Annotated in this window: 24 protein-coding genes; all 24 read right to left on the reverse strand. The window is 38.7% G+C overall.

The window, feature by feature from the left end; translation table 11 throughout:
* Positions 1-7: 7 nt before the first annotated feature.
* The gene (locus JN11_RS12530) at positions 8-559 is read right to left on the reverse strand and encodes a WcaF family extracellular polysaccharide biosynthesis acetyltransferase (RefSeq protein ID WP_144913028.1); all 552 of its coding nucleotides are present in this window, start codon (positions 557-559) and stop codon (positions 8-10) included.
* Entirely contained in the window at positions 546-1,973 is a 1,428-nt protein-coding gene (gene xrtY, locus JN11_RS24750; RefSeq protein WP_144913029.1) for an exosortase Y, read from the reverse strand. Before xrtY ends, JN11_RS12530 begins: the two co-directional genes overlap by 14 nt.
* Positions 1,970-2,590 (reverse strand): class I SAM-dependent methyltransferase, encoded by a 621-nt coding sequence (locus tag JN11_RS12540; RefSeq protein WP_144913031.1) that lies wholly within the window; start codon positions 2,588-2,590, stop codon positions 1,970-1,972. Before JN11_RS12540 ends, xrtY begins: the two co-directional genes overlap by 4 nt.
* Entirely contained in the window at positions 2,577-3,722 is a 1,146-nt protein-coding gene (locus tag JN11_RS12545; RefSeq protein WP_144913033.1) for an XrtY-associated glycosyltransferase XYAG1, read from the reverse strand. Before JN11_RS12545 ends, JN11_RS12540 begins: the two co-directional genes overlap by 14 nt.
* Positions 3,719-5,119: an exosortase Y-associated Wzy-like protein gene (locus JN11_RS12550; RefSeq protein WP_144913034.1), complete on the reverse strand. Its 1,401-nt coding sequence runs from the start codon at positions 5,117-5,119 to the stop codon at positions 3,719-3,721. Before JN11_RS12550 ends, JN11_RS12545 begins: the two co-directional genes overlap by 4 nt.
* Positions 5,119-5,967, reverse strand: a complete 849-nt coding sequence (locus JN11_RS12555; protein WP_144913036.1) for an FkbM family methyltransferase — start codon at positions 5,965-5,967, stop codon at positions 5,119-5,121. The genes JN11_RS12550 and JN11_RS12555 overlap by 1 nt, the downstream gene beginning before the upstream one ends.
* Positions 5,945-7,114: a glycosyltransferase family 4 protein gene (locus JN11_RS12560; protein ID WP_144913038.1), complete on the reverse strand. Its 1,170-nt coding sequence runs from the start codon at positions 7,112-7,114 to the stop codon at positions 5,945-5,947. The genes JN11_RS12555 and JN11_RS12560 overlap by 23 nt, the downstream gene beginning before the upstream one ends.
* Positions 7,111-8,202, reverse strand: a complete 1,092-nt coding sequence (locus tag JN11_RS12565; protein WP_170227749.1) for an acyltransferase family protein — start codon at positions 8,200-8,202, stop codon at positions 7,111-7,113. The genes JN11_RS12560 and JN11_RS12565 overlap by 4 nt, the downstream gene beginning before the upstream one ends.
* Complete coding sequence (locus JN11_RS12570; RefSeq protein ID WP_246139003.1) at positions 8,177-9,472, reverse strand: glycosyltransferase; 1,296 nt, start codon at positions 9,470-9,472, stop codon at positions 8,177-8,179. The genes JN11_RS12565 and JN11_RS12570 overlap by 26 nt, the downstream gene beginning before the upstream one ends.
* Positions 9,469-10,590, reverse strand: a complete 1,122-nt coding sequence (locus JN11_RS12575) for a glycosyltransferase (RefSeq protein WP_144913041.1) — start codon at positions 10,588-10,590, stop codon at positions 9,469-9,471. Before JN11_RS12575 ends, JN11_RS12570 begins: the two co-directional genes overlap by 4 nt.
* Positions 10,587-11,612 (reverse strand): glycosyltransferase family 4 protein, encoded by a 1,026-nt coding sequence (locus JN11_RS12580; RefSeq protein ID WP_144913042.1) that lies wholly within the window; start codon positions 11,610-11,612, stop codon positions 10,587-10,589. The genes JN11_RS12575 and JN11_RS12580 overlap by 4 nt, the downstream gene beginning before the upstream one ends.
* Positions 11,609-12,472, reverse strand: coding sequence for a glycosyltransferase (locus tag JN11_RS12585; protein ID WP_144913044.1), 864 nt, complete (start codon positions 12,470-12,472; stop codon positions 11,609-11,611). The genes JN11_RS12580 and JN11_RS12585 overlap by 4 nt, the downstream gene beginning before the upstream one ends.
* Positions 12,473-12,599: 127 nt before the next feature.
* Positions 12,600-13,523 (reverse strand): glycosyltransferase family 2 protein, encoded by a 924-nt coding sequence (locus tag JN11_RS12590; protein ID WP_144913045.1) that lies wholly within the window; start codon positions 13,521-13,523, stop codon positions 12,600-12,602.
* 1 nt (position 13,524) lies between these two features.
* Complete coding sequence (locus JN11_RS12595; protein WP_144913047.1) at positions 13,525-14,502, reverse strand: hypothetical protein; 978 nt, start codon at positions 14,500-14,502, stop codon at positions 13,525-13,527.
* On the reverse strand, positions 14,462-15,340 hold the full coding sequence (locus tag JN11_RS12600) for a hypothetical protein (protein ID WP_144913049.1): 879 nt from the start codon (positions 15,338-15,340) through the stop codon (positions 14,462-14,464). The genes JN11_RS12595 and JN11_RS12600 overlap by 41 nt, the downstream gene beginning before the upstream one ends.
* A 27-nt stretch (positions 15,341-15,367) precedes the next feature.
* Positions 15,368-16,354 (reverse strand): hypothetical protein, encoded by a 987-nt coding sequence (locus JN11_RS12605; protein ID WP_144913051.1) that lies wholly within the window; start codon positions 16,352-16,354, stop codon positions 15,368-15,370.
* A complete protein-coding gene (locus JN11_RS12610; RefSeq protein ID WP_144913053.1) occupies positions 16,354-17,376 on the reverse strand; it encodes a glycosyltransferase family 2 protein in 1,023 nt (340 codons plus the stop codon). Before JN11_RS12610 ends, JN11_RS12605 begins: the two co-directional genes overlap by 1 nt.
* Positions 17,355-18,281, reverse strand: a complete 927-nt coding sequence (locus tag JN11_RS12615; RefSeq protein ID WP_144913054.1) for a glycosyltransferase family 10 domain-containing protein — start codon at positions 18,279-18,281, stop codon at positions 17,355-17,357. The genes JN11_RS12610 and JN11_RS12615 overlap by 22 nt, the downstream gene beginning before the upstream one ends.
* An 89-nt stretch (positions 18,282-18,370) precedes the next feature.
* Complete coding sequence (locus JN11_RS12620; RefSeq protein ID WP_144913056.1) at positions 18,371-19,504, reverse strand: glycosyltransferase family 61 protein; 1,134 nt, start codon at positions 19,502-19,504, stop codon at positions 18,371-18,373.
* Positions 19,505-19,513: 9 nt separating this feature from the next.
* The gene (locus tag JN11_RS12625) at positions 19,514-20,383 is read right to left on the reverse strand and encodes a hypothetical protein (protein WP_144913058.1); all 870 of its coding nucleotides are present in this window, start codon (positions 20,381-20,383) and stop codon (positions 19,514-19,516) included.
* On the reverse strand, positions 20,380-21,450 hold the full coding sequence (locus JN11_RS12630; protein WP_144913059.1) for a glycosyltransferase family 4 protein: 1,071 nt from the start codon (positions 21,448-21,450) through the stop codon (positions 20,380-20,382). Before JN11_RS12630 ends, JN11_RS12625 begins: the two co-directional genes overlap by 4 nt.
* Positions 21,435-22,382: a glycosyltransferase family A protein gene (locus tag JN11_RS12635; protein WP_144913061.1), complete on the reverse strand. Its 948-nt coding sequence runs from the start codon at positions 22,380-22,382 to the stop codon at positions 21,435-21,437. Before JN11_RS12635 ends, JN11_RS12630 begins: the two co-directional genes overlap by 16 nt.
* The gene (locus tag JN11_RS12640; RefSeq protein WP_144913063.1) at positions 22,382-23,566 is read right to left on the reverse strand and encodes a glycosyltransferase family 4 protein; all 1,185 of its coding nucleotides are present in this window, start codon (positions 23,564-23,566) and stop codon (positions 22,382-22,384) included. The genes JN11_RS12635 and JN11_RS12640 overlap by 1 nt, the downstream gene beginning before the upstream one ends.
* A gap of 3 nt (positions 23,567-23,569) precedes the next feature.
* The gene (locus JN11_RS12645; RefSeq protein ID WP_170227750.1) at positions 23,570-24,289 is read right to left on the reverse strand and encodes a glycosyltransferase family 2 protein; all 720 of its coding nucleotides are present in this window, start codon (positions 24,287-24,289) and stop codon (positions 23,570-23,572) included.
* Between the last annotated feature and the right edge of the window lie 12 nt (positions 24,290-24,301).

Here is a 24,301-nt window from a genome sequence, read left to right on the forward strand (position 1 = left end):
GACTTATCTAGGCTATAATACGAGAGCGGATTTTTATTGCAGGGTTACCCTGATAAATGGAATAAGCATCCAGGTTTTTATTGGCTACCGACCCAGTGGTAAGCACTGCATGTGATGCTGCCACCACACCTGGGTTTACTATAGCACAGGCACCAATCCAAACGCCATCTTCCAAAACTATCTCTTTTGTTATCAAATCAAACGATGTTTTTTTATAGTTGTGGTTTCCGGTAAGCAACAATGCGCCCTGCGAAACACAAACATTGTTGCCTATGGTTACAGGCACCAGGCAATCAACCCATACATTTTCACCTAGCCAGGTATAATCGCCAACAGTTAAATGCCATGGATATTTAACGTTTACACCGGGTTTTATAATAACTCCTTTACCCACCTTTGCACCAAATAACCTAAGTAAAAATAGCTTAAAACCATTTATAGGCAGCAGACTGGTTTTTAAAAACATGGCATTAACATAAAACCACAAAACCCTTTTTACCGGATTTCCTCCCGGATTAAAAGGATAGTTGTTGTATGTTGACAGTTTAGTTTGCTGCATCTGTATCGTTTAATGCATTATCGCTTTTAACCCAAAAATACAAGGTAAGGGCAATAGCAAGATATATAAAAATATTAAAAAGGGTATGGTGATCAATGATACGAGCATGTTGCTTGTCCCAAAATAGGGCCAGCAAAACAAACCGGGTAATATTTAAGAGTTCAATACCTATAATTCCGCTAATCAAAAATACAATTTTTGACTTCCATTTTTTAGGGTATGCTATTACAAATGCCGCAAAAAAACTAATAACACCAAGACCCAGACATGAATAAACAAGCTTTAAAACCCCATGCCCAACAAGCAATAAATCATATTCGTTGCTGAGTGAGGTAAAACCAAGCCAATTTAATATTTGTGCACTGCTTTTAAGCAATCCCAGTCGCAGGGCACTTATATAGTTTAAGTGATTAGCTAACCAGGGAATATAATACCTTCCATAAGGTTCCGTCATGCTAAAAAACAGGATATTGAAATAATAAAAAAGCACAAAGAGAACAATAAATGAAAAGACGAATCTTAACGGTCCGCTTTTTTTCTGAACACTATTTAGCGGTGCTTTTTGAGGGGGCGATAAAATTTCATCAATCTTTATATCCACTATTAAACGGAACCAAAAGGCCTGTAAGAAATGAAATATAATCCCGGTGCGCCCATCCAAAATACCCAGTTGGAAAAACATCCGGTAAATGAAATAGATCATAGGCCGGGCGTAGCGGGGCATTTTCCACCACAACTGTTTAAGCCATGCCGTACGTTCATCCGGCGAACCCCAAAAACGGGGCTGCAAAGTTTGTGAACGCAATTGCTGCATCCGTTCTACTTCTTCCTGCGCCACCAAATCGCTGTAACGGTTATGTTTATTGATCCAGAAACTGATATTGTTTTCCTTTAGGTTTTCTTCTAAAATATAGCCATCCTTCCATATTTCCGTTTTACCAGGCACAATGAAGCGGTGATCCATATTCTCGTTTAAATCTGAATAACCTGCACCATACCTGATCATTTTAAGCAGGTAAAAAGGAGAGTATCCTCCATGCTTTATCCAACTACCTTTAAAAAAGTTTTTCCGGTTAAAGTAAATACCATCCAAATGCGGGTGATCTTCATCCCTGAAATTCTTTAACCGCTCTTTTAATCCGTCGGTTACTATCTGGTCGGCATCCAGACAAATAACCCATGGAGTTTGGATATTAAAGTTTTTTAAGGCAAAATCCCATTGTTTGGGATGATTTTCAAATGCATGCTGCAAAGTAACCGCACCAAACTGTTCGGCAATTTGCAGGGTATTATCTGTACTGCCGGAATCCAAAATAAAAACAGGTGCATCCAACCCGCTGATGGATTGCAGCAATCGTGGCAGATGAACCTCTTCGTTATAGGTAATTATAATGAATGAAAACTGGTTATTCAAGATAATCGTGCTTTAATGATCATTGATTTCCAAAAATAAGGTATCCGTCCGCAGCCTGTAAAGCTTTCAATAGTAAAACCCTTATTGGTTAGTGCTCTGGATAATGTTTTTCTGGACCATAATTTAATATGCCCACCAAGCCAGAAAGGATCCATATGCGTATCCCATTTATTAAATAAACTCAGGACCAGGTTTTTTAAGTACCCGTGATAAGGAGTTGATATAATGATCTCTCCTCCGGATTGGATAGCATTTCTGCAAAACTCCACGAAGCCTTCCGGGTCATACAGGTGTTCAATAACTTCGGTGGATATAATGGTATCAAACTGAATATTTTGCAAAAGCGCTGGCAATTTATCAGACGAAAGATCCTGAACAAAAAACCGGTCGGCATTGGTTTGTTTAGCCAGTGCTATTCCTTTTTCGGAAGCGTCCGTTCCATATGCATTATAACCCAATTCTATTAAATAGTTAACCAGGTATCCATTACCGCAGCCTAAATCAATAATAGTTTTGTTTTTTGATTTATCCAGCAAACCTAACAACGGCTTAAGCTGATAACCGAAATTATGAGTAGCATTATTATGGTGAAACCCGTAGTCTTTATATTCGGTCATTTTTTATCAGTTGATTATAGAAGGCAACATACCTTTTTACTAAATTATTTTCGTTAAAATCTTCATAAATAATACCGGGCGCAATCTCCCTTATTTGTTGCTGTGATGTTTTATCTGCCGCAATGTTATTTATTGCCTTAGTAATAGAGTCAGCACTGGTTTTGCAAGTCCAGCCCAGGTTGTTTTTCATTACGTAATCAGCAAGGCCCACCTGTTCGCTTATAAGTACTGGTGTGCCCACACTTAAACTTTCAATTACAGCATTACCAAAATTCTCATCGTATGATGGCAGTATAAACAGATCATGTTCACCCAGCAAATCGAATTTATTTTCGCTCTGAAAACCGATCCAGCTTATTTTATCATCAATGTGCTTATTAGCTACCAATGCTTTTAAGCTTTCCACATAATTTTTATCCCCATCGCCTGCAATAGTAAGGTGATAAGGAGCCGTTATGTTAACCAACGCATTCAATAACAGATCAAGCCCTTTTTTTTCTTCTATGCGTGAAAAAAAAATCAGTTTTAAACCATCTTCTTGCTTAACTTTTAAAGATGGTTTATACGCCCGCAGTTTAACAAAGTTTGGTAATACTGTAATACTTTTAGGATTGATAAGACCGGCAATAGTTGCACTTTCCCTCTCAGAGGTTACATGCAGATAGCATTTATTGAGCATTGGCTTACCCAATAAAGTATGAATAAGCTGCTTAACCCCAATATTTTTATTATTAAAGGAATAAGAGCTTAGCGTTCCCCGCGGTGAAACGACTACAGTAACATTGCGTAATAATGCAATAAGGCACGAAAACAGGGATACCAGATTCCACCAGGCATGGATGTGTACTACATCAAATTGCGGTGCCTGCTTCCATAAATTTTTTAACAGCGATGGCGAAAAATGGGTATGGTCTTTTGTGATCCTTTTAAAATAAGTGACGGTAACGCCATCAATATTAACGGGCACCCCGGAGATAACCGGTAATTCTGTTTTACCATTAGCAGTGGTGGCATAAACTTCTGTGTATATACCAGCTTTAGCCAACTGCTCGCTCAGCATGGAGACAGACATGGTTGGGCCGCCATAAATAAAGGCAGGTTTATACGCCGCGCAAATCTGTAAAACTCTCACACTTTTTTTAGTATGTGGGTTGAAACTAATATTCTATGGATAACCAGCATGCTGATAAAACTCCAGAATACCGTATTGATTAAAAACTCAAAACTAAGCCCTCGCCACATAATCTGGAATAATCCACTGAATATAAGCGTAGTCCCAAGTATGTAACCGCCAAATATTTTTTCGGCATAAACAGAGATTAACTGGGCAACAGCACCATATAAAAACAAGCAAATAAATATACCCAGAGGCCCTCCTGAAAGATAAGCATCAACAACAAAAGCAGGCTTGGCCGATACCGAAGAGTTCTTTTTTACCACACCTGCATCATAAACACGCTGCATGATTAAATCTTCAGTATTAGGCTTGGAGGGCCAGAATATCCGCGGTATAATAGCTATACCTGATTGTGCCGCCAACTGCATACCATAATATGGAATTTGGGAAGGTGTAGAAGTGACAAAATCGGTGAACATATCAATTTCACTTAAACGGTAAACCAAAAAGCCCCAGTTCGACTCATCTTTATTGTCATTCAAAGCTGCATCAAGTGCTATCTGTGATGCATTATCAACATTTTCATCGCCAGTCCAGTTATTTTGCCTGAAACTATTTACATACGATGGCAGAAAGATAAACAACAGAATCATTATTGGGCCAAACGTTACGGTAACCAGTTTTTTATAATTGGGATATAAAAATATCCCCAAAACCAGAATACTGATAATAATGGGCTCTTTAAATCCGGAAGTAAACGCCTGGTAAAAGTTGAAAAGATATAAAGCAAGGCAGATTAATGTATTGCCTATTTTTCTTAACGGAATGGCAAACGCCAATGCCAGTGTACCTGCAATAAAACTCAACGAACTAAACTGAAAATAAAATTGCGTTAAGCCCGGAACTTTCAGGAAAATAATGGAAACAGGAAACGATAATAATGCTGTTGTTAATAAAAAGTTAGCCAGCTTATCAGTTTCAATATAGTAATCCTTTTTTTCTGAGTAGTTCATAAAAATTAAAACTCCGGAAACAAATGAAGCGTGTGCCAGGCAATAATATCGCTGGCATTGAGCAGTAAGATTCAGTTTTTCACTATCAATAAAAACTATGGTATTTAGCCGTTGAAAATTTTCAAAACCCAAAACACTTAAAAAGTAAAAAATGGAGGTACAACACATATAACCGGCAAAAATTATCTGGACGATAATAACCGGCCGCATTAGCTGTTCTGAAAACTCCCTGTCATTTGGAAGGGGCTTTACCCAACCTGATAGGGTTAGGTAAAATATAACAAATGATCCCAGCCACGCCGTAAAATAAGATAACACAGGGTCACCACTAAATAGTAGTGAAAGCGCCCATGGGATAAAGAGCACCACGTATCTTTCTAAAGCATTACCACTTTTCATTAATTAATTGGGATACAAAATAAATTACCCCCCTCAATTTCGGTTATATTGCTTATCAATTCGCAACCTACCGGTGTAATCTGGTAAAACTGATAGCCAAATGATTCAAGGAATGAACAACATTCTTCAATGCTGAGGCCCGTTTTTAACCAGTAATGATAATCATACTCAAATATAATACGGGGTCTGTGTTTTTGTAATGTTTGTTTTAAACCCTTCAATACCTGGAACTCAAATCCTTCCACATCAATTTTGATAAGTGCCAGCGAGGTTAAATCTTGTACTTCCTGAATATTGTCTGCTACTTTTATAAATACATGCTGTTTTTCGGTACCTTGATTTTGCCCTGTTAAACTGAATGTACCCTGGTTCCATGAATTGGTATCAATGGTAAAATCAGCTTCACCTTCTTCATCAGCCAAGGCAAACGGGAAAAGTTTAACGTTAGCGGCTTTATTCAATAACATATTTCTGGTAAACTTCTGCTGCAAATGATTAAGCGGCTCAAAAGCAAATACTTTACCTGTGCTGCCGACGCATTGCGACATCCGGATACTTTGTAAGCCAATATTACCGCCAATATCCAAAGCATTTTCACCATTTTTTAAAGATACCCTTATCAGCTTGTTAATTTCATCTTCATAAGTTCCGCTGCTGAGTATAGTCCATTCAATATAATTATTGGTGTTGGCATAAATGGCAATATCCTCATTGTTTAACCATACTATACCGTTATTAATAATGGACTTAAGCTGGTCAGAAGGTTTAAACCAACGCGAAAGGCGCGCTTTTCCGGGCAATGTCCAGTTTCTGGTAAAATCAAGCTTAATGCGATCCGTCCGCTTCATATAATAGTTTATTTTCTATCGCTAAGGCGATATTTGTAAAGTTCCAATCTTTAATGATTAATCGCGACTGTTCGCCGTATTTTTTTAGCAGATCATTATCTGCTGTTAAGTCTTTTAATTTATCAGCAAGATCCGTTACATTGCTTGCTTTAAAAATTGCCCCATTTAAATGATCTTTTACCAAATCAACCGCACAGCCTACTTTGTCTGATACCAATACGGCTTTCCCACATGCCATGGCTTCATTTACGGCTAGCCCCCAGGTTTCTGCCGGCCCTATGGATGGCAGGCAAAACACATCACAAGCTTGGTAAATTACCGGCATTTGTGATTGATTTTGAAAATCTATAAAATGGATATTATTACTTACGCTGCCCCGCTGTTTTAATTCGCTTTCCAATTGTCCGTTACCTACAAAGAGTAAATGCACATCAGGTCTGTTTAAACTTAAAAAGGCTTGCAATAGTTGCATGGGCGCCTTTTTTTCTTCCATCTTTCCGGCAAACAAAACTAAAATATCACTATCCTTTATAGATAGCTTTTGACGTAAAAGTAAGGTTTCTTTGTCTTTGCCTGAACTGAATCTTTCATTATCAATAGCATGAGGGGCAAAACCCAACTGATTTTCTTTAAAGCCATATTTTTTAAAGTACGCTTTACTGTTTGTCCCCACATAAAACGCATAATCCACATGATGATATACCCACCTTAAAAAAATGGATTTCAATATTGACCTTGTCCCTTTTTTTTCATCAAGCAATGTTGAATCTCCCCTGAACCACACCGGAATTTTTCCTTTAAAATATCGTATCAGCTTTAAATGACTTTGATACCCCCAGCCATAAACCAATAAAGCATCTGGTTGCCATTCTTTTACTTCATCAATCAAACCAGGATTAACAATTCCTTTAAAATGATGGGAGCCCGGCTGTACTGAAGTATTTTCAACCCACTTATAATCGTATCCTTCCAATAACGGAATATCCCATTGTATGGCTTTATTAAAGCCAGGATCGTGCTTGTAGCCTGCCTGCTCTCCCCAGGTATAAAATACTTTTATAGCAATCTTTCCCCTTTGCTGTAATAGCTTGAAAACAGGTGCATAGTATTGTATAGGATGGGTAGTAATTATTGCCAGTTTCTTCATTTGGTAGTTAAATTACCGATGGATAAAAACGGTTTTTCGAGCAAGGTAAAGCTTAACAGCGATACCGGGTACAAAATAACGGTGCTGATTATAGTAGTTACAACAGGTGCTGCTATACCTTTCAAAAATGGCAGATAAGCAATAGTGAAACTTACAATAACAGGGTATACCAATGCATGCAACAGGTAAAAACTATAGGAGATGCGCCCCATAGAGCGGAATAACTTATTGCCTAAAAAACTATGAAGCCATTTGGTTGAAGTAACCGACAAGTACAAAATACCTGCAAAGCCGCAGCCCATTAAAGTAAAACCTGCCAGTTTAAATAGATTATAATAATAGAGCGATAAGTTTAAAACCGGTTTTGAGATCAACACCCTTCCGATATAGGTAATCACTATAAATGCCAGGAACCAAAGGGTTCTGTTTTTAAAAAAATCATTGTTTTTAATTAACAACCTTGCTGCAATAACCCCACATCCAAATTCAATCCCACGAAAAACTAAAGTGCCGGTAAGCGAATCGTTAGTGTTTTTGAGGATAAAGGTTGATATAATGGCCGACAAGCCTATCAATCCAAAAATGATGATGAATATTTTTTTAAAGCCGATTTTTTTCTGGTAGATGAGCAGTATGGGGATGATAAAATAAAATTGCCACTCCACAGTGAGCGTCCAAAAATGAGACGCTGTGAAGTAATCGCCTAAAATATAATTGAAGTAAAACAGGCTATGGATAAAATTCATGATCCCGTTTACAGGGTAATGGTAAATGAATTTATTTACCAGGATATAAATAAGGGTTGCAGCATAAAAAGCAGGCGATAGCCTTACCCATCTTTTCACCAGAAACCGGTAAAAATCATGATAAGAAAACTCGCTTTTAATGGCATAGAAATAATACATGCAGAAACCACTGATCACAAAAAACAATTCGACGCCGTTTACGCCAATGGCCATAAAATCGGCCAGGTCTATTTTCCAGAGGTGAAAGCGTGGATTGCTGTGCGCTGTCCATACGTGGATCCATAATACACCAATGGCCGCTAAAAACCTTAATCCATCAAGCGTTTGTATACGTTGTTTCAAAATATTTTATAGCCTCGTTAAATAGTTCAGTTTGTTTTTCGGTTAGGTTTTTTGCGCTGTATTCGTCAAAAACTACGGTTGGCTCTACGGCTTTAAAAATACCATTTGCCCAGTCTTGCAGTAGCTGGTATATTTTATCCGTTTCATCGCCGATTGTTAGCACTATTCCATTTTGGGCGCAATTGTTTAATACCTCAATTGCACTGCTGCTTTTATTGAAAATGGCAAGCACCGGCTTTTTCATCAGCAGATAGGGGTATATTTTTGATGCTGTATATTGCGGATCATCGGAACCTGGTATAAACAAGGCATCAGCCTGCTGTAGGGTGGCTAATGATTGATAATAGCTTATTCTGTCGGTAATTTCCATCACCATACCTTCAACCTCGTATTGTTTGGCCAATGGCAATATGGTTGGAATTCCCTGACCTACGGGTGCATAACTGGTGCCAATAAACCAAAATTTCAATTTATCAAAGCGTTCCGGCTTTTCGGTCAGCCCTTTCTTTAGTGCTTCAAATACCGGAGCAATGGCTTTATGCATATCCGCACCTCCGCGGCCTACATAAACAATATTTATAAACGCTCCATCAAGAATAGGGGTAAACAGCGCCTTGTTATCCCGGGCTATTTTAATATCCGGATCAAAAGCACCAAAGGTGATAGTAGCTTCCGGTACATTTTTTATAACAGAATACCGTGTTTTTAAAGTATCAATATAATACTGCGATACACTGATCAAACCATCCACCTTTTTCAAAGCAATGGGCTCCAGGCATTTATTTAAACGATAGGAGAACCAGTACTTGGCAGGCCGCTGTTCTTTAGGCTTATCTTTATAATAATCAGAATGCCAGGGATCCTGCATGTCTATTACATACGGAACATTAAATCGCCTTTTCCAGTACGCACCTAGAATGCAGACAGGAAACTGAGTTGTTGAAAAATAAATCAGATCAAACTGCTCCCTTTTCAAAATAGCATTTACCGTTTGCCTGTAAAACCAAAGCGAACGCAGGGCTATACTCCCCAATCCTAATTTACTTGTCCACTTACGACTGAAGGCTTTTACCTTGTGAATGTTAACGCCCTTTGGCACGCTTTGCAGCAGTAAATTATCCTTTACCTGTTCCGAATATTCTTCATCAACGGTTACAATGGTTGCTTCCCATCCATAATCCTTAAAATAAGGCAAACTGGTACGGATACGCTGCATATCGGCAGCGTTGGTTGGCGGAAAATAAGGAGAAATCACCAATACCTTTTTCAATTGTCTGTCGCCGCAATCAGGTTTAAAAAGTCCTTCAACTGCTCAATATAAGGGGGCATATCAAACTGCTCAGCGTTATTTTCTGAAGCTGTTTTTAATGCGGACAACTGTGCATCATCAGCCAATGCATTTATCACCGCTTTGGCAAAAGTTTTTGGGGTATTATCTGCCGCTACAATAGCTTCATTATTTAAATGATACCCTCTTCTGCCCGCAGGAGTAGTGAGGCAAGGCAAGCCCCAGTTAATAGCCTGCGCCAGCTTGGTTGATGCACCACGGGCGTACCAGAACACCGGGTTCAAGAAAACAGACCAGGTTTTTACCTGCTCCACCAATTGCTCATCGCTCACAGGGCCAACGTAGCGAATAAAAGTATATTGATTTGCCAATCGCTCACCTGTTGAAGCCGGACCGCCAATCAATTCGAGTTGATATTTGAACCCGCTGCGCTGTAATTCTTCTGCCAGGTATTGAATGCCTAGCAGATTAGGCAAATGATCCAAAGTTCCTACAAAACCAGCAGTTAGCTTTACTGGTTTCCATTGTATAAAATTTGGCTTAAGCAATCGTGGTAAATACAGAATTGCATCTGCACCTATCCAGTGATTAATAGCTACTTCCAGTTCACTTAAAACAATAACGCCATTAAGTGCCGAAGTAAACAGACTATTTTCTTTAACTAAAAGCTTACCCAGTTTCCAGGTTTGCAAAAAGGTGGTTTTGCCGGATTTGGTAATATCATTCAGATAATCGGCACTCTCATTGCCGTGCGACAATCCTACAAATTTCACATCAGCCATTACATGCTTTTTAAGTTCTTCGGCCCAAACAGCTAAGTTTAGCTGGTTAAAGAACACCAGTTTTATTCCCGATGTGTTAATAGTTTGAATCAACGCAGACCAGTATTGACCAATATTATAATGATCATAAGTATCAATGCCGAGTTTTATTTTTATTCTTTTAGCTATGCTGATGGATGGAGCAACATGAAACTCCTGTACTTCATACCCTGCCGATTGTATGTACATGATATACTCCTGCGTGCACAGCTGTACCCCGCCGTTAATATCAGCACGGATATATTTTTTGTCAGATACCAGCAGTGCTACCTTACTCATTTACCAATTAGTTGTTTATAAAGTGTTTCGTACTGCTTAGCCAAAACGGTTGAACTAAATCTTTCTTCCACCACCTGGCGGCATGCAGTACAGCTAATATCACCAATGTGTTCAATGGCTATAACCATTTCATCAAAGGTATCACAAACAAAACCATTTAGTCCGTTGGTTACTACTTCGGGTACGGCTCCTCTTCTAAAACCAATAACGGGTGCACCACAGGCTAAAGCTTCGGTCATTACTATACCGAAGGGTTCATCCCATAAAACGGGCATTAAAAAGGCATAAGCTTTGCGCAACAACTCATTCTTTTGCACATTGTTAACTGGACCAATATAGTTGATCTGCTCCCCATCAATAAAGGGCTTTACCTCCTCATTAAAATATTGCTGATGGATGGCTTCTGCAGGTATATTACCGGCAATAATCAACTTCCGCTTTGTTTTTTTTGCCAACTGTATGGCTATTGCTGTTCCTTTTTCTTTTTGTATCCTGCCTAAAAAAACCAATGGTGCATCGGCTTCCATCTTATCGTTACATTGGTAATCGGCTATATCAACGCCATTGTAAATGGTGATTACATCGCAATAATCTTTTATTTGCCCTGCTATATAATTACTACAAGCCGTAAAATGTAAAGAGTGTAAACGCGCTATTTTTACCGCCTTTTTTACCTGCGATACCGTTGGGGGCAATTGATAGGACACCACTTTAGGTATTTTGGATAACATCAGCAAAGCGATATTGCTCATGCGGCCAAAAGTATGTACCAGGTCAAAGCCCTGATGCGCTATTTTGGCGGTTATACGGTTAATCCTGATGAAATCTTTTAACGAATAATGCTCTTCTTCGCTATAAGGAATCAGCTTGCACCCAGGCTTTGAATCTGGGTGGGCATACAGGGTAACATCATGTCCTGTTTTTATCAACTCCTGTATCAGCATATAAATAATGCGTTCAATACCTCCATATTGCTCAGGAGGTACAGGAATCAGCGGATTTACAATGATGGCTATCTTCAATTCAATTCATTTAAAACCTGTTGATAAATCGCGAGGTATTTTTCGGCACATTTTTCAAGGGTGAGATTTTCCTCAATATATTTTTCTGGCTGATAGCCGGCATAATCTGCCTGAAATTGCAGCAACTGCTCTTCAAAATCACTTATCCCGGCAAACTTTAAACCGCAGCGTTCGTCCCAGTATGGGGTTGAATCAACCGGCTCAAACTTCACTTTATGCGGATAGTAATAGGGGTCCTGCCAAAAGCCCTGACGGTTCCAGGCCAAAACGGGTGTTCCGGTTGCCAGCATTTGCTGGTAGGCCAGGCCCTGTGTTTCGTGCTCGCACAAAAAGATCACACTCTTTGCCCTTTTTAGTTTGTCCATCAAATCCTGATGCACATAGCTGCCATACCTGATAAACTCATACGACAGGTTATGTTTATCCAATATCGTGCATAGCGGATCAATCAGCTCTTGTTGATATTCATCGTGCTTCCAGCGGATCTTGTCATAAATCAGAAAATCAACTTCTGGTTTTCCCTTTAGCTGGGGCGACCATTGATTAATATCGATACCTACAGGCCAGGATAATACTTTATCCTGGTAATGTGGTTCAAACATTTTACGCATCCACTCACCGGGTACTAAACAGCGCTTTACGTTTGGATATTTTTCAAAAAGATCAGGGCATTCTATGGAGTGCGAATAAATAGCTGCTCCTAAAATAACCGGGTTTACCCACTTTTTCTTAAACAAAATATGGGGCATACCTATTATACAAGCAATTTCCTCCGGATGCTTTTTTATATAGCTATAATCATTATACCGATAGGAGATATTCAATTTATCCAACCCCCTTAACAGGTTAATAGCTACCATACCCACCCCACCAGGTTTTTTTTTGCCCCTTACTATCCTGCGGATCAGCTGGCGCGGATAACGATCAAACTTTATCCAGCGATCAGACTCAGGCTCGCCGTAAAAAATATTTAAAGGTTTTATAGTTCTATAATTTTAGTGAACGTCTTAATCTTAACAATTTCTCCGTTTTAACAAAGCCAATGGTTTTGTACAAACGGTTTATGCCTAAATTTTCAGTCGGCAAAAACTCAGGATTTAATTGGTAAACCCAATTGTAAATTTCTTCGCCGCTTTTGATGTGGCTTTTGGCTACCCAATGGGCCAGGTGCCATAAAATATTGCAGGCTGCATTTTTACGACGCTGCGTTAGCTCTCCATTTGCTGCAAGTACATCAAAGCATTTTTTGTAAATATTTAACCTTGCCCAATAATTGGCACTCTCCTGCAAGCCGTTGGTGGTTTGTAAACGCGCTTGCTCATGTATTCGGTGCGCCAGTGTTGTTATATTGATATAACCGGCTCGGGGTTGCTTCATCGCGCATTCAATCACAAATTTCCGGTCGTCAAGCGCCCCGTATTCCTGTCTGTGGGGAACATCTTTAATAAACTCTTTGCGAAACAGGTACGCACTATAGTGCGACGAATCGCACTCCCCCAATTGCTGTGCTAAAAAATCATCGCAAACTACCCAGGGCGATTCTTTTATAAAGCTTTCGTCTTCGCTGTAATACTCATAACCGGCGCAAACAATATCCAGAGCATCCCGTTCTGCTTCGGCAAACAATTGGTCGGTTGAATGGGCTAACAGCCAATCATCAGAATCTAAAAACCGGATATATTTTCCCTTTGCTACCACGAATCCGGCGTTTACGGCCCAATCTTTACCCATATTATCCTGACGAAAGGCAACGATGTTTTTTTGCTCCCCAAGCCATTCCCAGGTGCCGTCGGTACTCCCATCATCAACCACAATAACTTCAACGTTTAAGGAGCTTTCCTGGCAGCTTTTTATAGCTTTTGGCAAACTCCACAAACGATTATAGGTGGGTATAATAATGCTTACATCCATCTCAATCAATTATCCTTTCTGACTTTTTTATTTTGCGAGCGCCAAATAACGAGTGATAAAATGGCCTCAATGTATTTTTAAACCATGAGGCTGTTTCTGCAGGTAAAGTTACCTGTAAAAAAGCAAGCTGCTTAGCTGCATTTACCGATCTCTTTTTTGCAGACACATATTCCAATTGCTTCACCTCTTTTACGTAAGGCATGATCTGGCTATGATGACCCAAAAAATGAACCATGGCTGGCTTGGCTATTTTAAGCGGCCAATGCTCCTGGTATTCCTGGTGATCCGGGCTATTGTATAACTCCGCTATACCATTCAATAAATCAGACTTTACACCCGATTTAAAATTTACAAACTCAGCCAGTATGCTTCCATCATCTGCAACCGGAACCTGATTATTAAGTTCCATAGCCAATGCCATCAAAACCTCGTCATTGGGGCGGTTGCGCAAGCGCTTAAAGCCTATTTCGTCATATTGCTTTTCCAGCTGACGGGCGGTATCATAAACTTTGTTTACCATTTCGCCCTTTTCCAAATAATACACACCACCGTTAAATTTAGGCATGTGAGCAATGTTGAACTTTTTGCAGATGGGCTCAATCTCACCAAACCATTCGCCTTTTGCAATGTAATCGCCAACTACTGATACGGCGTGACCCTTAAACTGTTCAAATACGTTATCCAGGTTTCTATAAACCAGGCAGTCGCTGTCAATAAAAAGGGTTTGACCTTCGCTGATCAGCTTATCCAAGTGCAGTTTGGTTGAAAACCCTTCGCCTATTTCGCCTTTTGTAATTGCAATCAGGTCAATTTTAGACTTCACATCAGCAGGTATAAAATCAGGCTGATCTGTAACCAGCTGAAATTTAATATCCGTATCCGGATGCCACCAGAAAAAAGAACGGGCTAAGTTTACCGAAAAATCAACGTAAAGCTTTTTACCCGTTGCTATTGTTATGATCTGTCTCTGTCCTGGCATTCTTCTTTTTTACAATATCTAGGGTAATCACCCTGAAACACAACTCATAAACCTCATTATTCCACAGCTGCCGCAGTGATAGGCTAATCAATGCTTTTGACAGCTTCACAATCATATATAGCCTTCTCCATAGGGATGGCTTGGGGAAAATCAATAAATGCTCTTCTGTTTTTTTCTCCAGGGAGCTGATCATATGCCAGTTGCGGGGCGTACTTTCCAGGTAACCTTCGTGCGAGATAGCTGTATGATCAACGGGGTCAATGAGCACACATTTTTTACCGTTTTCGCTAGCGTAACTGGTCAGAAAGTTTTCAAAGCCTATTTCACTTAAGTCATCCCGCTTCTTTTTCGCGGAATCCATTTGGTAAAACCCATCCTTTACAAATGCAGTACGATTAAAACCAGGATTACATGAATAACCATTAATGTTTTCGTACAAGTTGTCGGCCAGCTTTTGCACTTTAAACTCCTCTGTTAAAGGACCATATTTGCTGTAAGCAATTTGGCTCCAGGAAGGATTTTTTTCGAGCAGATCAATATAGCAAGGTATATCCACTTTTGTATGGAAATTCCAGTCATCTTCCAGCCAAAAAAAATAGTCGGATTTAATATTGATGATGGTATTTTTTATGCTGATTACATATCCTTTCCGTTTGTACCCGTAAATAACCAGGTCGGGGTTGATATAAGATATGATGGATTGGTCTACATGACCATCAACAGCTAGTATAATCTGATCGAATGCATAATTGCACCTGGCCAAAAATGAATCGTAGGTGGCTTTCATCAGGTGTTCCCTGCTCTCGCAGGTGAAAATGACCAGACTAACTTTACTCATGGATATTAGTTTGTGTTTAAAAAGGGATTATGCAGCTGCTTTTTTGAGCCTTAGGGCCAATGCTTCTGATTTATACCTTATAAAGCGTGTTATTAAAAATTTGTAATGTTTAAATCTGTCGGCTTTTGCCGACTGCTGATAAAGCGGAATAATGGTTTCAGTAATCACCTGCTTCCATTGACCGGAGAAAAAACTATCCGGAAACCGCTCGCTACATTTTAATGCCTGTAAACGGTATTTTTGATAAAGGGTTGGATCCATTTTTAATTTTAATAACGAAGTTTTAAAATTTTCGTAACTATCTACATCAATATAATCAAATTCAGTTTGCCTTTCTTCTGCATAGGCCACATCTTCGCCGCCTATAAAAACCACATTGGCCCGCCAGGCATTAATGAGTTTGGACGATGGTTTATTCAAAAATTGTTCGCCTTTTTTAAATGATCGTATGCCAATTACAATATCGGCATCGGTGTAATTGTTCCACTCAGAAAAATGAGGGGTTATAAAGGAAAAATCATTTTCATCAACAAATCTATTCCAGTCGTCCGATAATAATTCAGGCGCCAGATTAGCCTTATCGCCAAAGTAATAAATATTTTTAGGCGATGAGTTGGTTGATTGTGATTTAATGATCCCCAACTGATACCAATGCCTGATAAAGTACGATTGGGCATATTTTGTAATGCCTGCCTTATTCTGAAATAAATTAACATGACTATAAGGATGCCAGGTAGCATCGGCCACCATACAAACCCAAAACTGGTTTTTATTGGGTTTTTGTGTTAAGCTGATGGAACCCCGAAAAAATAAGGTGATGCCGCTTGCCGGAATTTCGTCTGTAAGCCTGCAATCAAAATTCTCTTTCATTTCAAGGTAGGTGCGCAGGGTCCAAAGCATCCAGGTATTGGCGCTGCCCAAAACCTCCAGCAGCCTTGGGTTATCAAAACTCAAATCGTTCTGATATTCATAAGGGAAATGGTTTTTATCAATATAAAAATTCAAGGTATCCATTAAAACAACTTCTGCTTTAAAACCTGAAATCTTTTGGCAATTTTCCATCCAAACAGCCAGGCTATAGTATTGATGGCGGCACCACCCATTTTATGGTAACTGGGTTTAAGCGATGGCTTAAGTTTACTTTGATATACCTCTATCTCCGATACTAGATTGTCATAAACCAAAAATATCCAAACCTTTAATTGATCAAGTGAACGGTATGTAGCATTATGTATAGCCGTTATTTGCTCATCTGATTTAGCAAATGACAACAAATGAGTATGCTTAAGCCATATACTTTTAATTAAATTAGAACAAGTGGTTGTATTCAGTTTCCCCGACAGGGAGCTTTGAGTCTTAGTTTTTCTGTAATAATTTAAGATTTCCGGTGTATAAATAATGCCTTCGGTATGTAATATTACACGGGCAAAATATTCGCCATCTTCATCTGTACAGGGCGAAATACTCTTTTCCCATGGGCCGGCTTTATCAATAATGCTTTTTGGCGTTAAAAAGGCATTAGGCTGTATCATTCCTCCCATTAAATCAAAACCACCATACAATTTTATTAAAAAATTTAGAGGGTCATTGAGATATTCTTTAAAAAAACGGTCATCATCAGCAATATAGTTAACTATGTCCTCATCAAAAAAATGCGCTGTTGTGCATACCGCAATTTTGTTGGGGTTATTTTGTAAGGAGATGATCTGTTTTTCTATTTTTTCAGGATGCAGTAAATCATCTGCATCCAAATATTGGATATACTGCCCGGTAGCATGGTTTAAGCCGTTTTGTTTTGCGGCACTTGCTCCCTGGTTAGATTGTCTTAATAGTTTGACTTTAGGGCCTTCAAAAGCCTTTGCAATTTCATAACTCCGATCGGTTGAACCGTCATCAACAATTATTAATTCAATATTAGGCCAACCTTGATTCAATACCGAATTAATACATTGCTCAATGTAACGCTCTGTATTGTATAAAGGAATTATTACTGAAACTAAAGGCTGCTCAATCATTATCCAAAAATCTCTTTCCACCTTTCAACTGCTGAGGTCTGCGCTGGAATCTGGTTGTTAGCAAACCAGGGCTGAAGTAACATTTCTCTGTAAAGACTTTCATTTTCATCAATTTCAACAACACGGTCTACCAGCTTTTTATAATTTAAACCATTGAATTCCAAAGTCATTTTTAGTTCCCTGCTAAGAGTCTTAATTTTCCTGACAATATGATGCGGTATGGTTTTATAAACTCCCGGTCTGAAATCAACAAAATTCATTTGTGAATATTTTTCTATCGACTTGATAAGGCCACCATAATTAGGATTCAGATAGTCAAAGCCGTTAATAAAACTTTTTGTGTTGAACAGGTTGTAAATATATGGGTCGCCGCAATAAATAGGTATGCTCCATTCTAACATTGCATCATAAATCTTTTCTGTTTGATAACCAGGATAAGAGTTATTTTCGAATGAAATGGTGAATTTATAAGGCTTCAGAAACTGCCTCTTACGGCTCCAGATATCGCCGGTATAAATATCATCGATAGAAGGCATATTATTCATTGACTTACCCGGCGCATCTACTTTTTTATATTTTGACAATGCTTTAAAAAAAGCTTCACGATATGGTACTTTGTGCCCGTACAAGAAATTGCAGAATTTTGTTTTTGAATTGATTACCTCATCAATATCCGCATTTACTTTAACCAGGTCGTTTGGATCAAGGTTATGCCATTGAATTTTTTTATACCTGGGGTTTTTAATATCTTCTTCTCTAGGCATTCCAAAGCCCCATTCACAAATACTAAAATCAGGAACCACATTTTCACAAAAATATCCGATGCGGACATATTTGTCACTCTTTTCAGGCAGACTGTTGCCATAAGGACCAAAAATGATAAAATCAGGATCCTCACTATCAATAAAATCATAGTAAGGAGTCACGTAGCTTAAAATCTCCTTTACCCCTAATTGAAAAGATAGCCCATTAAGGAATTTTATTTTGATTTGTTTTTTTGGAGAAGCCAATTAATTCAAATGTGAAATTGTTTAAATAACTGCTTTATTTTATCCGGATTTAATTGAATATCAGCCGTTGTACCTTTTGCATCAGAATGATCTGCAGGAGGGGGCCCCTCACCAATTAAATAATAATATTCCAATGCTACCTCATTACATATTGTCCAGTAACACTGATTTATCCATCTTGGCGAAAAGAATTCAATAACCTTAGTTCCTGGTTTACAAAACACTACATTAGTAAATGCTGCACCATGTGGACCTATTACTATATCAGCATGCTGAAAAATTGCAACCTGTTCTTCAACAGAGTAGTTTTCGCACTGAACGGCCTGAAATCCTAAACTTTCCAGATACTCTTCTATCTCAGCCTGATTGATCAGTTTTCTTTTACCTGTCCTTTTTAAATAAATCTTCTTTCCGAAACTACTGATTTTTTCTTCTTTTAAAAATGTATCTCTTAAAAAACCGCACGCATCAGCAGATACCACATCAAGTTTTGAAGCAAGCGAAGGGACTATTAAACGCTCAGCTAAAACATGATAATTGAAATGATTATCAGCTCTTGAAATTTTATCATCATTGATGCCTAATATTGCCAGTGTTTCGGTTTGGAAAGAAATGCCCCGGTAATCAACTATATAATGATCTATATTTTCATTGTTAAAATTACAATCAAGTAACAACTTGAGGCGGGGTAAAATATCAACCATCCAATGGTAATACATATCTGCACCGGACGCGTTTATTAATGCTGAGGTTCCTGCCAAATGGACCAGAGGGGCTAACTTAAGTTGCAGAAAGATACTATGTCCCGGCTTCTCAAATTCTCTTGAAACATCTTTAAATAAGTACTCTTTACTATTAATGGCAGCACCCTGATTACCCCATACCCGCCAGCCATTTGCTTCAATTACAAATGTTTTTTGCGGAACATCATTTAATGATTGTTCAAACTTCCAATATATTCCCTCACCTATTGTAAAAGGGGTTTTTCTTTTTATTGGAGGATATTCATCGGCTTTTAAAACCTTAGCATCTTCCAATTGCGAAAAATTGATTTCACCCTTTGGTATTAGCGAATAAGCACGATAAATTTTAAATCGCCTTAATACATCCAGAATCCCTTTCCTAAACAACGTTTTCACCTTAAAATATCAGGGCATTATTGCGTAATACAACCTTTTTAATTTTTGTGTGAGCCGACTCCCGATATATCTTTCTTTCACCAGGGTAAAAAGCTCACCTGAACGGTCATACTGGTGTACCACCGGATAAATTTCGCCCTTACTATTCACCACTTCATTTTCTTCATTTAGCTTATAGGGCTGGTAAGCCCCTAGTGTTACCACAAAGGGATCATCATTGGTAAAAACTTGCATTTCGGCAGGTTTTACACCATAAATATACCCATTATGTATACCTTGATCAAAGGCCCATGGCAGCTCATCACGAAACTCCAGCTTTTTTTGAATGTGCTCCAGGTATTCCATTATAGGGTTTATTTCTCCGATGGTAAACCCGGCACAGCTTACTATATTATCAATAATACGATCAGTAAGTTCGGTGCCATTAGCAGCAGAACACCATTGATAGTTTAATTCAGAATAACGGAAGGTTTGTATAGGGTCTTCCAGAAAAAAATTAATTTTTCCTGCACTCAACTCATTAAAGGGGTCCTTTTGAAATATCACATCCCTTACATCGGTCAACATTATATTTTTATACTTGCCGGGATTTTCCAGCAAAAACTGCCTGTATAAAACAAAGCGGTAATTGGAAATAGCGGCATCGGGCAAAATATTTTTAAAAGCTTCGGCATATTCCGCCTTGTAGGGCCAGGCCGAGTTATAATCAATTAATGTAGCTCCATTTTTTACCAGCGCTTTTTTAGTTGCTTTTGAAACCGTTTCGGACGTGAAAATAACCATGTCACCCTTAAAACCTGTTTCTTTTAATGATTTGAAGAAAGGCTCAACAAATGGATAGTCGTAACTGTGTATTATAGTTAATATTAAATTGCTCATTGCAATGATTTAAATAAGCTCAGCGTTTTGTTGGCAATTATATCCCAGCCAAAACTCGCTGTTGCCTTATTACGGGCATTTACAGACATGGTTGTTTTTAATGTAATATTATTGTTCAACATCAACAATGCATCACAAAGATCATCGGCATTTTCCTTACGACCTGCTATTGCCATTGAGCTGTCGAGATAGGTTTTTGTTGCGGGTAAATCGGTAGTTACTATTGGTAAGCCGCATGCCATTGCTTCCAGTATGGCGTTATTGGCCGTACAATCCTCCAAAGGAATCAAGCAAACATCGGCATGTTGGTACAGACCTAAAAGCTGATGCTCCGAAACATCAGCATGCCAAACTACATTGGGTAATCCCATTATGTCAATAAGGTAGGGCTGCCATACTTTTGCTTTATCGATATAAACAATATCGAACTGAATATTTATAGATGATGCAGAAAGCTTTTTTACCACCCTAGCCAGGGTTTCCATATCCCTTAAATAGCGTCCAGAAAATATCACTCTGAAAGTATCATCATCCGTTTTTTCGGCAGATGGCAATGGCTTATAGAAGTTAACATCAACCCCATGAGGGATGCAAACTGCCTTTCCCGGAATATGGGAATTGAAATACTCCTTGTCGTATTCAGACAAAGTAATCACCGCATTGGCATTATTATATTTTTTAAAAGAACTTTCATGCGCCTGCCACCAGGTTACTGGCTGGTGATGGGTTACGGCGATAGCTGTTTTTTGTTTCTTTTTGATTTTACCCAATAAACTGTAATACGACTCGCCGTACGAATAATGAATTAAGCTGTATTTACCGCTTAAATATTTCAATAACAACTTTGATTCGGCCTCAAAAGAACTGGCATTATAAAAGCCGGATGTTCCTGCAAATTTGGAGGCAGTTTCCAGCAAGCGCCCAACACCCCGGGGGTGCATTTTTTTAAAGTTGCAAAAAATTGAATCAATGAGGATATCATCAGCAAAATGACTATAAAGTGCATCATAACCGCTAACCGAGCTCATATGAGCAAATTTTTCGCGCAGTGCTAATATCCTGACCATTTTTGAACCTTATCAGCAAACCGGGTGTTACGCAACTGTGATGCAATGATCTTTTTCATTGCACCGGGCTTACTTCCCTTGAATAGAGCATTCAGCTTAAAAGATAATTTCATCGCCTCCCAAAAACTAAGGCGACCATGTATATAACCCAGGTTTTCATAAAACCAGGGCTCGGCTAGTTGCAGCAGTTCGGTTTTATTCTCCGGATATTTATTTAAAATATGTTTAACGAATTTTAATAAGGCTTCCATTTTTTGTGTTTGAAAACCACCTGATGAACTGATATTAATACCACTTGCACGCCAGTAAATTTTTTGGCTCTGGATGGTAAAAATCAGCAGATTGCCTGCAAATTTGAGCCAGGTGGCGTCATCAGCACAATAAGCCAGCGGAAAATCATCAAATCCATTGCTTGCGTCAAATACTTCCTTTTTAAAAACATATTCAACCACAGCACTCAACGATTTTGATTGCAAGCGGCGCTTTAAAAATTCATACCCGGTTTCGGTAGTTGGGTGCGGTTCTTTTACGCAAATCACTTCATCATTGGCATCTATCATTTCAATATTAAAACGATAAAGATTATGCTGTGATTGAGTAATCTGCAAAGCATCAAAAAAGGCCTGCACACAACCGGGCGCCAACACGTCATCATCCGAAAACAGCCATAGCCACTCTTCATTAGCCAGGGCAATACTGCGGTTCCAATGCTGAACAAGACTTCTTCCACCCAGATTTTCATCAAAACGGTGATATTGGATATCTAGCTGATCAGTATATTTATTGGCGATAGATTTAATATCTTCCTTGCTGCCATCATCGCACACATAAACCTTAAAACTTTTATTGGTCTGCGCTGCAATAGACATGAGTGCAGCATCCAGATATTTAGCTTTATAAGCGGGAATCACTATGCCAAGCTGAACAGCCATTATTTTATTAATGATTTATTTGTGGCATGTGCATATTGATTTACCAGCTTAAATAACTGCGGTGCAATCATACTTACATCATATTTTTGTACTGCCACACCAGCATTTTTACCCTTTTGAAGGGTATCTTCCGGGTGTTGATATGCTTTAATTATACCATCTGCCATTGCTTCTACATCGCCATAATTAAAAACTTCGCCAATATTGCTGGTTATTATTTCAGGAATACCGCCGGTATCTTTAAAACAAAACACAGGCTTTTTTAATGCCATGGCCTCCAAGCTTACCAACGGAAAAGGATCTTCACGTGAAGTAAGTGCGAATACATCAAACGTTTGAAAATAGTTTTGCGGTTCTTTTTTACTGCCCGTAAAAATCACCTTGCCTTGTAATCCTGATTTACTAATATCATATTCCGCCTGGGCTGCTGCTTCATCGGATTGATAGCCCACCCAAACAAAGGCTATATTATTATCGGGCAGTTTTTTATTAACCCAATAAGCCAGTTGTATAAACAAGTCTGTTCCCTTTCGCCAACCTGCTTGTCCTGATCCGCCTATTATAAATTTCCCGGCAATACCTAACTCCTCTTTAATAATTGCTGACGCTATTGTTGGTTTAGATATTTGATCAATAGGGATAAACTCATTAAATACAGAAACGTTTTCTTCGGGCAGATTATAGCTTGATACCAGGTTATCGGCAACGCTTTTACTGGCAGCTATGTAATGATCAATTGTTGCAATATTTTCATCATCAAATGCCTTAGGGAAATACGCTTTTATAGAATAAGTCAATTCATGTATGTGCGCTATTACAGGGCAGTTATACATCTTCTTCAGCATAGGCGCCCATGGGGTAACATCAGCTGTATTAATATAAACCACACTAAATTTCTCTGCCTGCAGTTCTTTAGGAAAGGGGATATAAACAGGTGGCTTGTCTACTATCTTCTTCCATTTTGAAGTAATGCGTGAGCTTATTGATGGGGATAATAAACCCTCCCGCCAATAATAAACTTTACCTGCTGCCTCAAATTCCGATTGCAAAGGTCCGCCGGCCTTTAGCAGTATGGTTATATTGTAATCGGTGTTTAATTTTACCCATTTTACTAAATGCAGTAAAACCATGGGAGCCCCCATCAGCTCGGCATCGTGTGCAACAAATAAAATATTTTTTCCCAAAGCTTATTTTATATATTTTCTGATAATAAATTTAGCTACTTCGGGCTGATAAAAGTAAGTTGCTAAGAATTGATCCCTAGTTTCCTTTAAACACTTACGCGAGTTTTCAGGGTCAGCTGATTTATTCAATCCGTCAAAATAGAATGTTCCGGCGATAAATTCTTGCTTAAGTATTTTTCCCTTTAAAAATGCCCTCAGTAAAAACCAGTAATCCATAGTGTAATGGTTATTTACCGGGAATGTACCAATCTTTGTTTGTAATTGTTTTTTGTAGGCATATGAAACAGGATTTGCCGGAAATATACACGGCCAATAATTTAAAACCTGCCTTAAATTTACGGATGGGCTATTAATTGATGTTACGCCGCAATTATCAATCTCAAGGCTAGCCACAACCATATCGTAACCGGAGTGGGCTTCAAAAGCATCCTTATAGTTTTCTAAAGCATCAGTTTTCAGTTCATCATCGGCATTTAAATAAATGATGATATCACCTGTTGATTTTTTAAATGCCTTGTTCATTGCATCAGACTGGCCCTTATCCGGCTCTGAGATCCATTGCAAATGTGGGTACTTTTTTAGAATTTCAACCGTACCATCAGTTGAGGCGCCATCAACTATAATGTGCTCCCAATTGGTACAACCCTGGGTCTGCACACTTTTAATGGCCCGTTCAATATAACTAACAGAGTTGTATGATGGTGTTAGGATAGAAAATTTCAAAGAATTGGCAAA

The organism is Mucilaginibacter frigoritolerans (assembly GCF_007830615.1).
GTDB classification, from domain to species: Bacteria; Bacteroidota; Bacteroidia; order Sphingobacteriales; family Sphingobacteriaceae; genus Mucilaginibacter; species Mucilaginibacter frigoritolerans.

Excerpts from the sequence above, each read along its gene's own strand:
- JN11_RS12530 (WP_144913028.1), bottom strand. The coding sequence starts at position 559 with ATGCAGCAAACTAAACTGTCAACATACAACAACTATCCTTTTAATCCG.
- JN11_RS12540 (WP_144913031.1), bottom strand. The coding sequence starts at position 2,590 with ATGACCGAATATAAAGACTACGGGTTTCACCATAATAATGCTACTCAT.
- JN11_RS12550 (WP_144913034.1), bottom strand. The coding sequence starts at position 5,119 with ATGAAAAGTGGTAATGCTTTAGAAAGATACGTGGTGCTCTTTATCCCA.
- JN11_RS12555 (WP_144913036.1), bottom strand. The coding sequence starts at position 5,967 with ATGAAGCGGACGGATCGCATTAAGCTTGATTTTACCAGAAACTGGACA.
- JN11_RS12560 (WP_144913038.1), bottom strand. The coding sequence starts at position 7,114 with ATGAAGAAACTGGCAATAATTACTACCCATCCTATACAATACTATGCA.
- JN11_RS12575 (WP_144913041.1), bottom strand. The coding sequence starts at position 10,590 with ATGAGTAAGGTAGCACTGCTGGTATCTGACAAAAAATATATCCGTGCT.
- JN11_RS12585 (WP_144913044.1), bottom strand. The coding sequence starts at position 12,472 with ATGGTAGCTATTAACCTGTTAAGGGGGTTGGATAAATTGAATATCTCC.
- JN11_RS12590 (WP_144913045.1), bottom strand. The coding sequence starts at position 13,523 with ATGGATGTAAGCATTATTATACCCACCTATAATCGTTTGTGGAGTTTG.
- JN11_RS12595 (WP_144913047.1), bottom strand. The coding sequence starts at position 14,502 with ATGCCAGGACAGAGACAGATCATAACAATAGCAACGGGTAAAAAGCTT.
- JN11_RS12600 (WP_144913049.1), bottom strand. The coding sequence starts at position 15,340 with ATGAGTAAAGTTAGTCTGGTCATTTTCACCTGCGAGAGCAGGGAACAC.
- JN11_RS12605 (WP_144913051.1), bottom strand. The coding sequence starts at position 16,354 with ATGGATACCTTGAATTTTTATATTGATAAAAACCATTTCCCTTATGAA.
- JN11_RS12625 (WP_144913058.1), bottom strand. The coding sequence starts at position 20,383 with ATGAGCAATTTAATATTAACTATAATACACAGTTACGACTATCCATTT.
- JN11_RS12630 (WP_144913059.1), bottom strand. The coding sequence starts at position 21,450 with ATGGTCAGGATATTAGCACTGCGCGAAAAATTTGCTCATATGAGCTCG.
- JN11_RS12635 (WP_144913061.1), bottom strand. The coding sequence starts at position 22,382 with ATGGCTGTTCAGCTTGGCATAGTGATTCCCGCTTATAAAGCTAAATAT.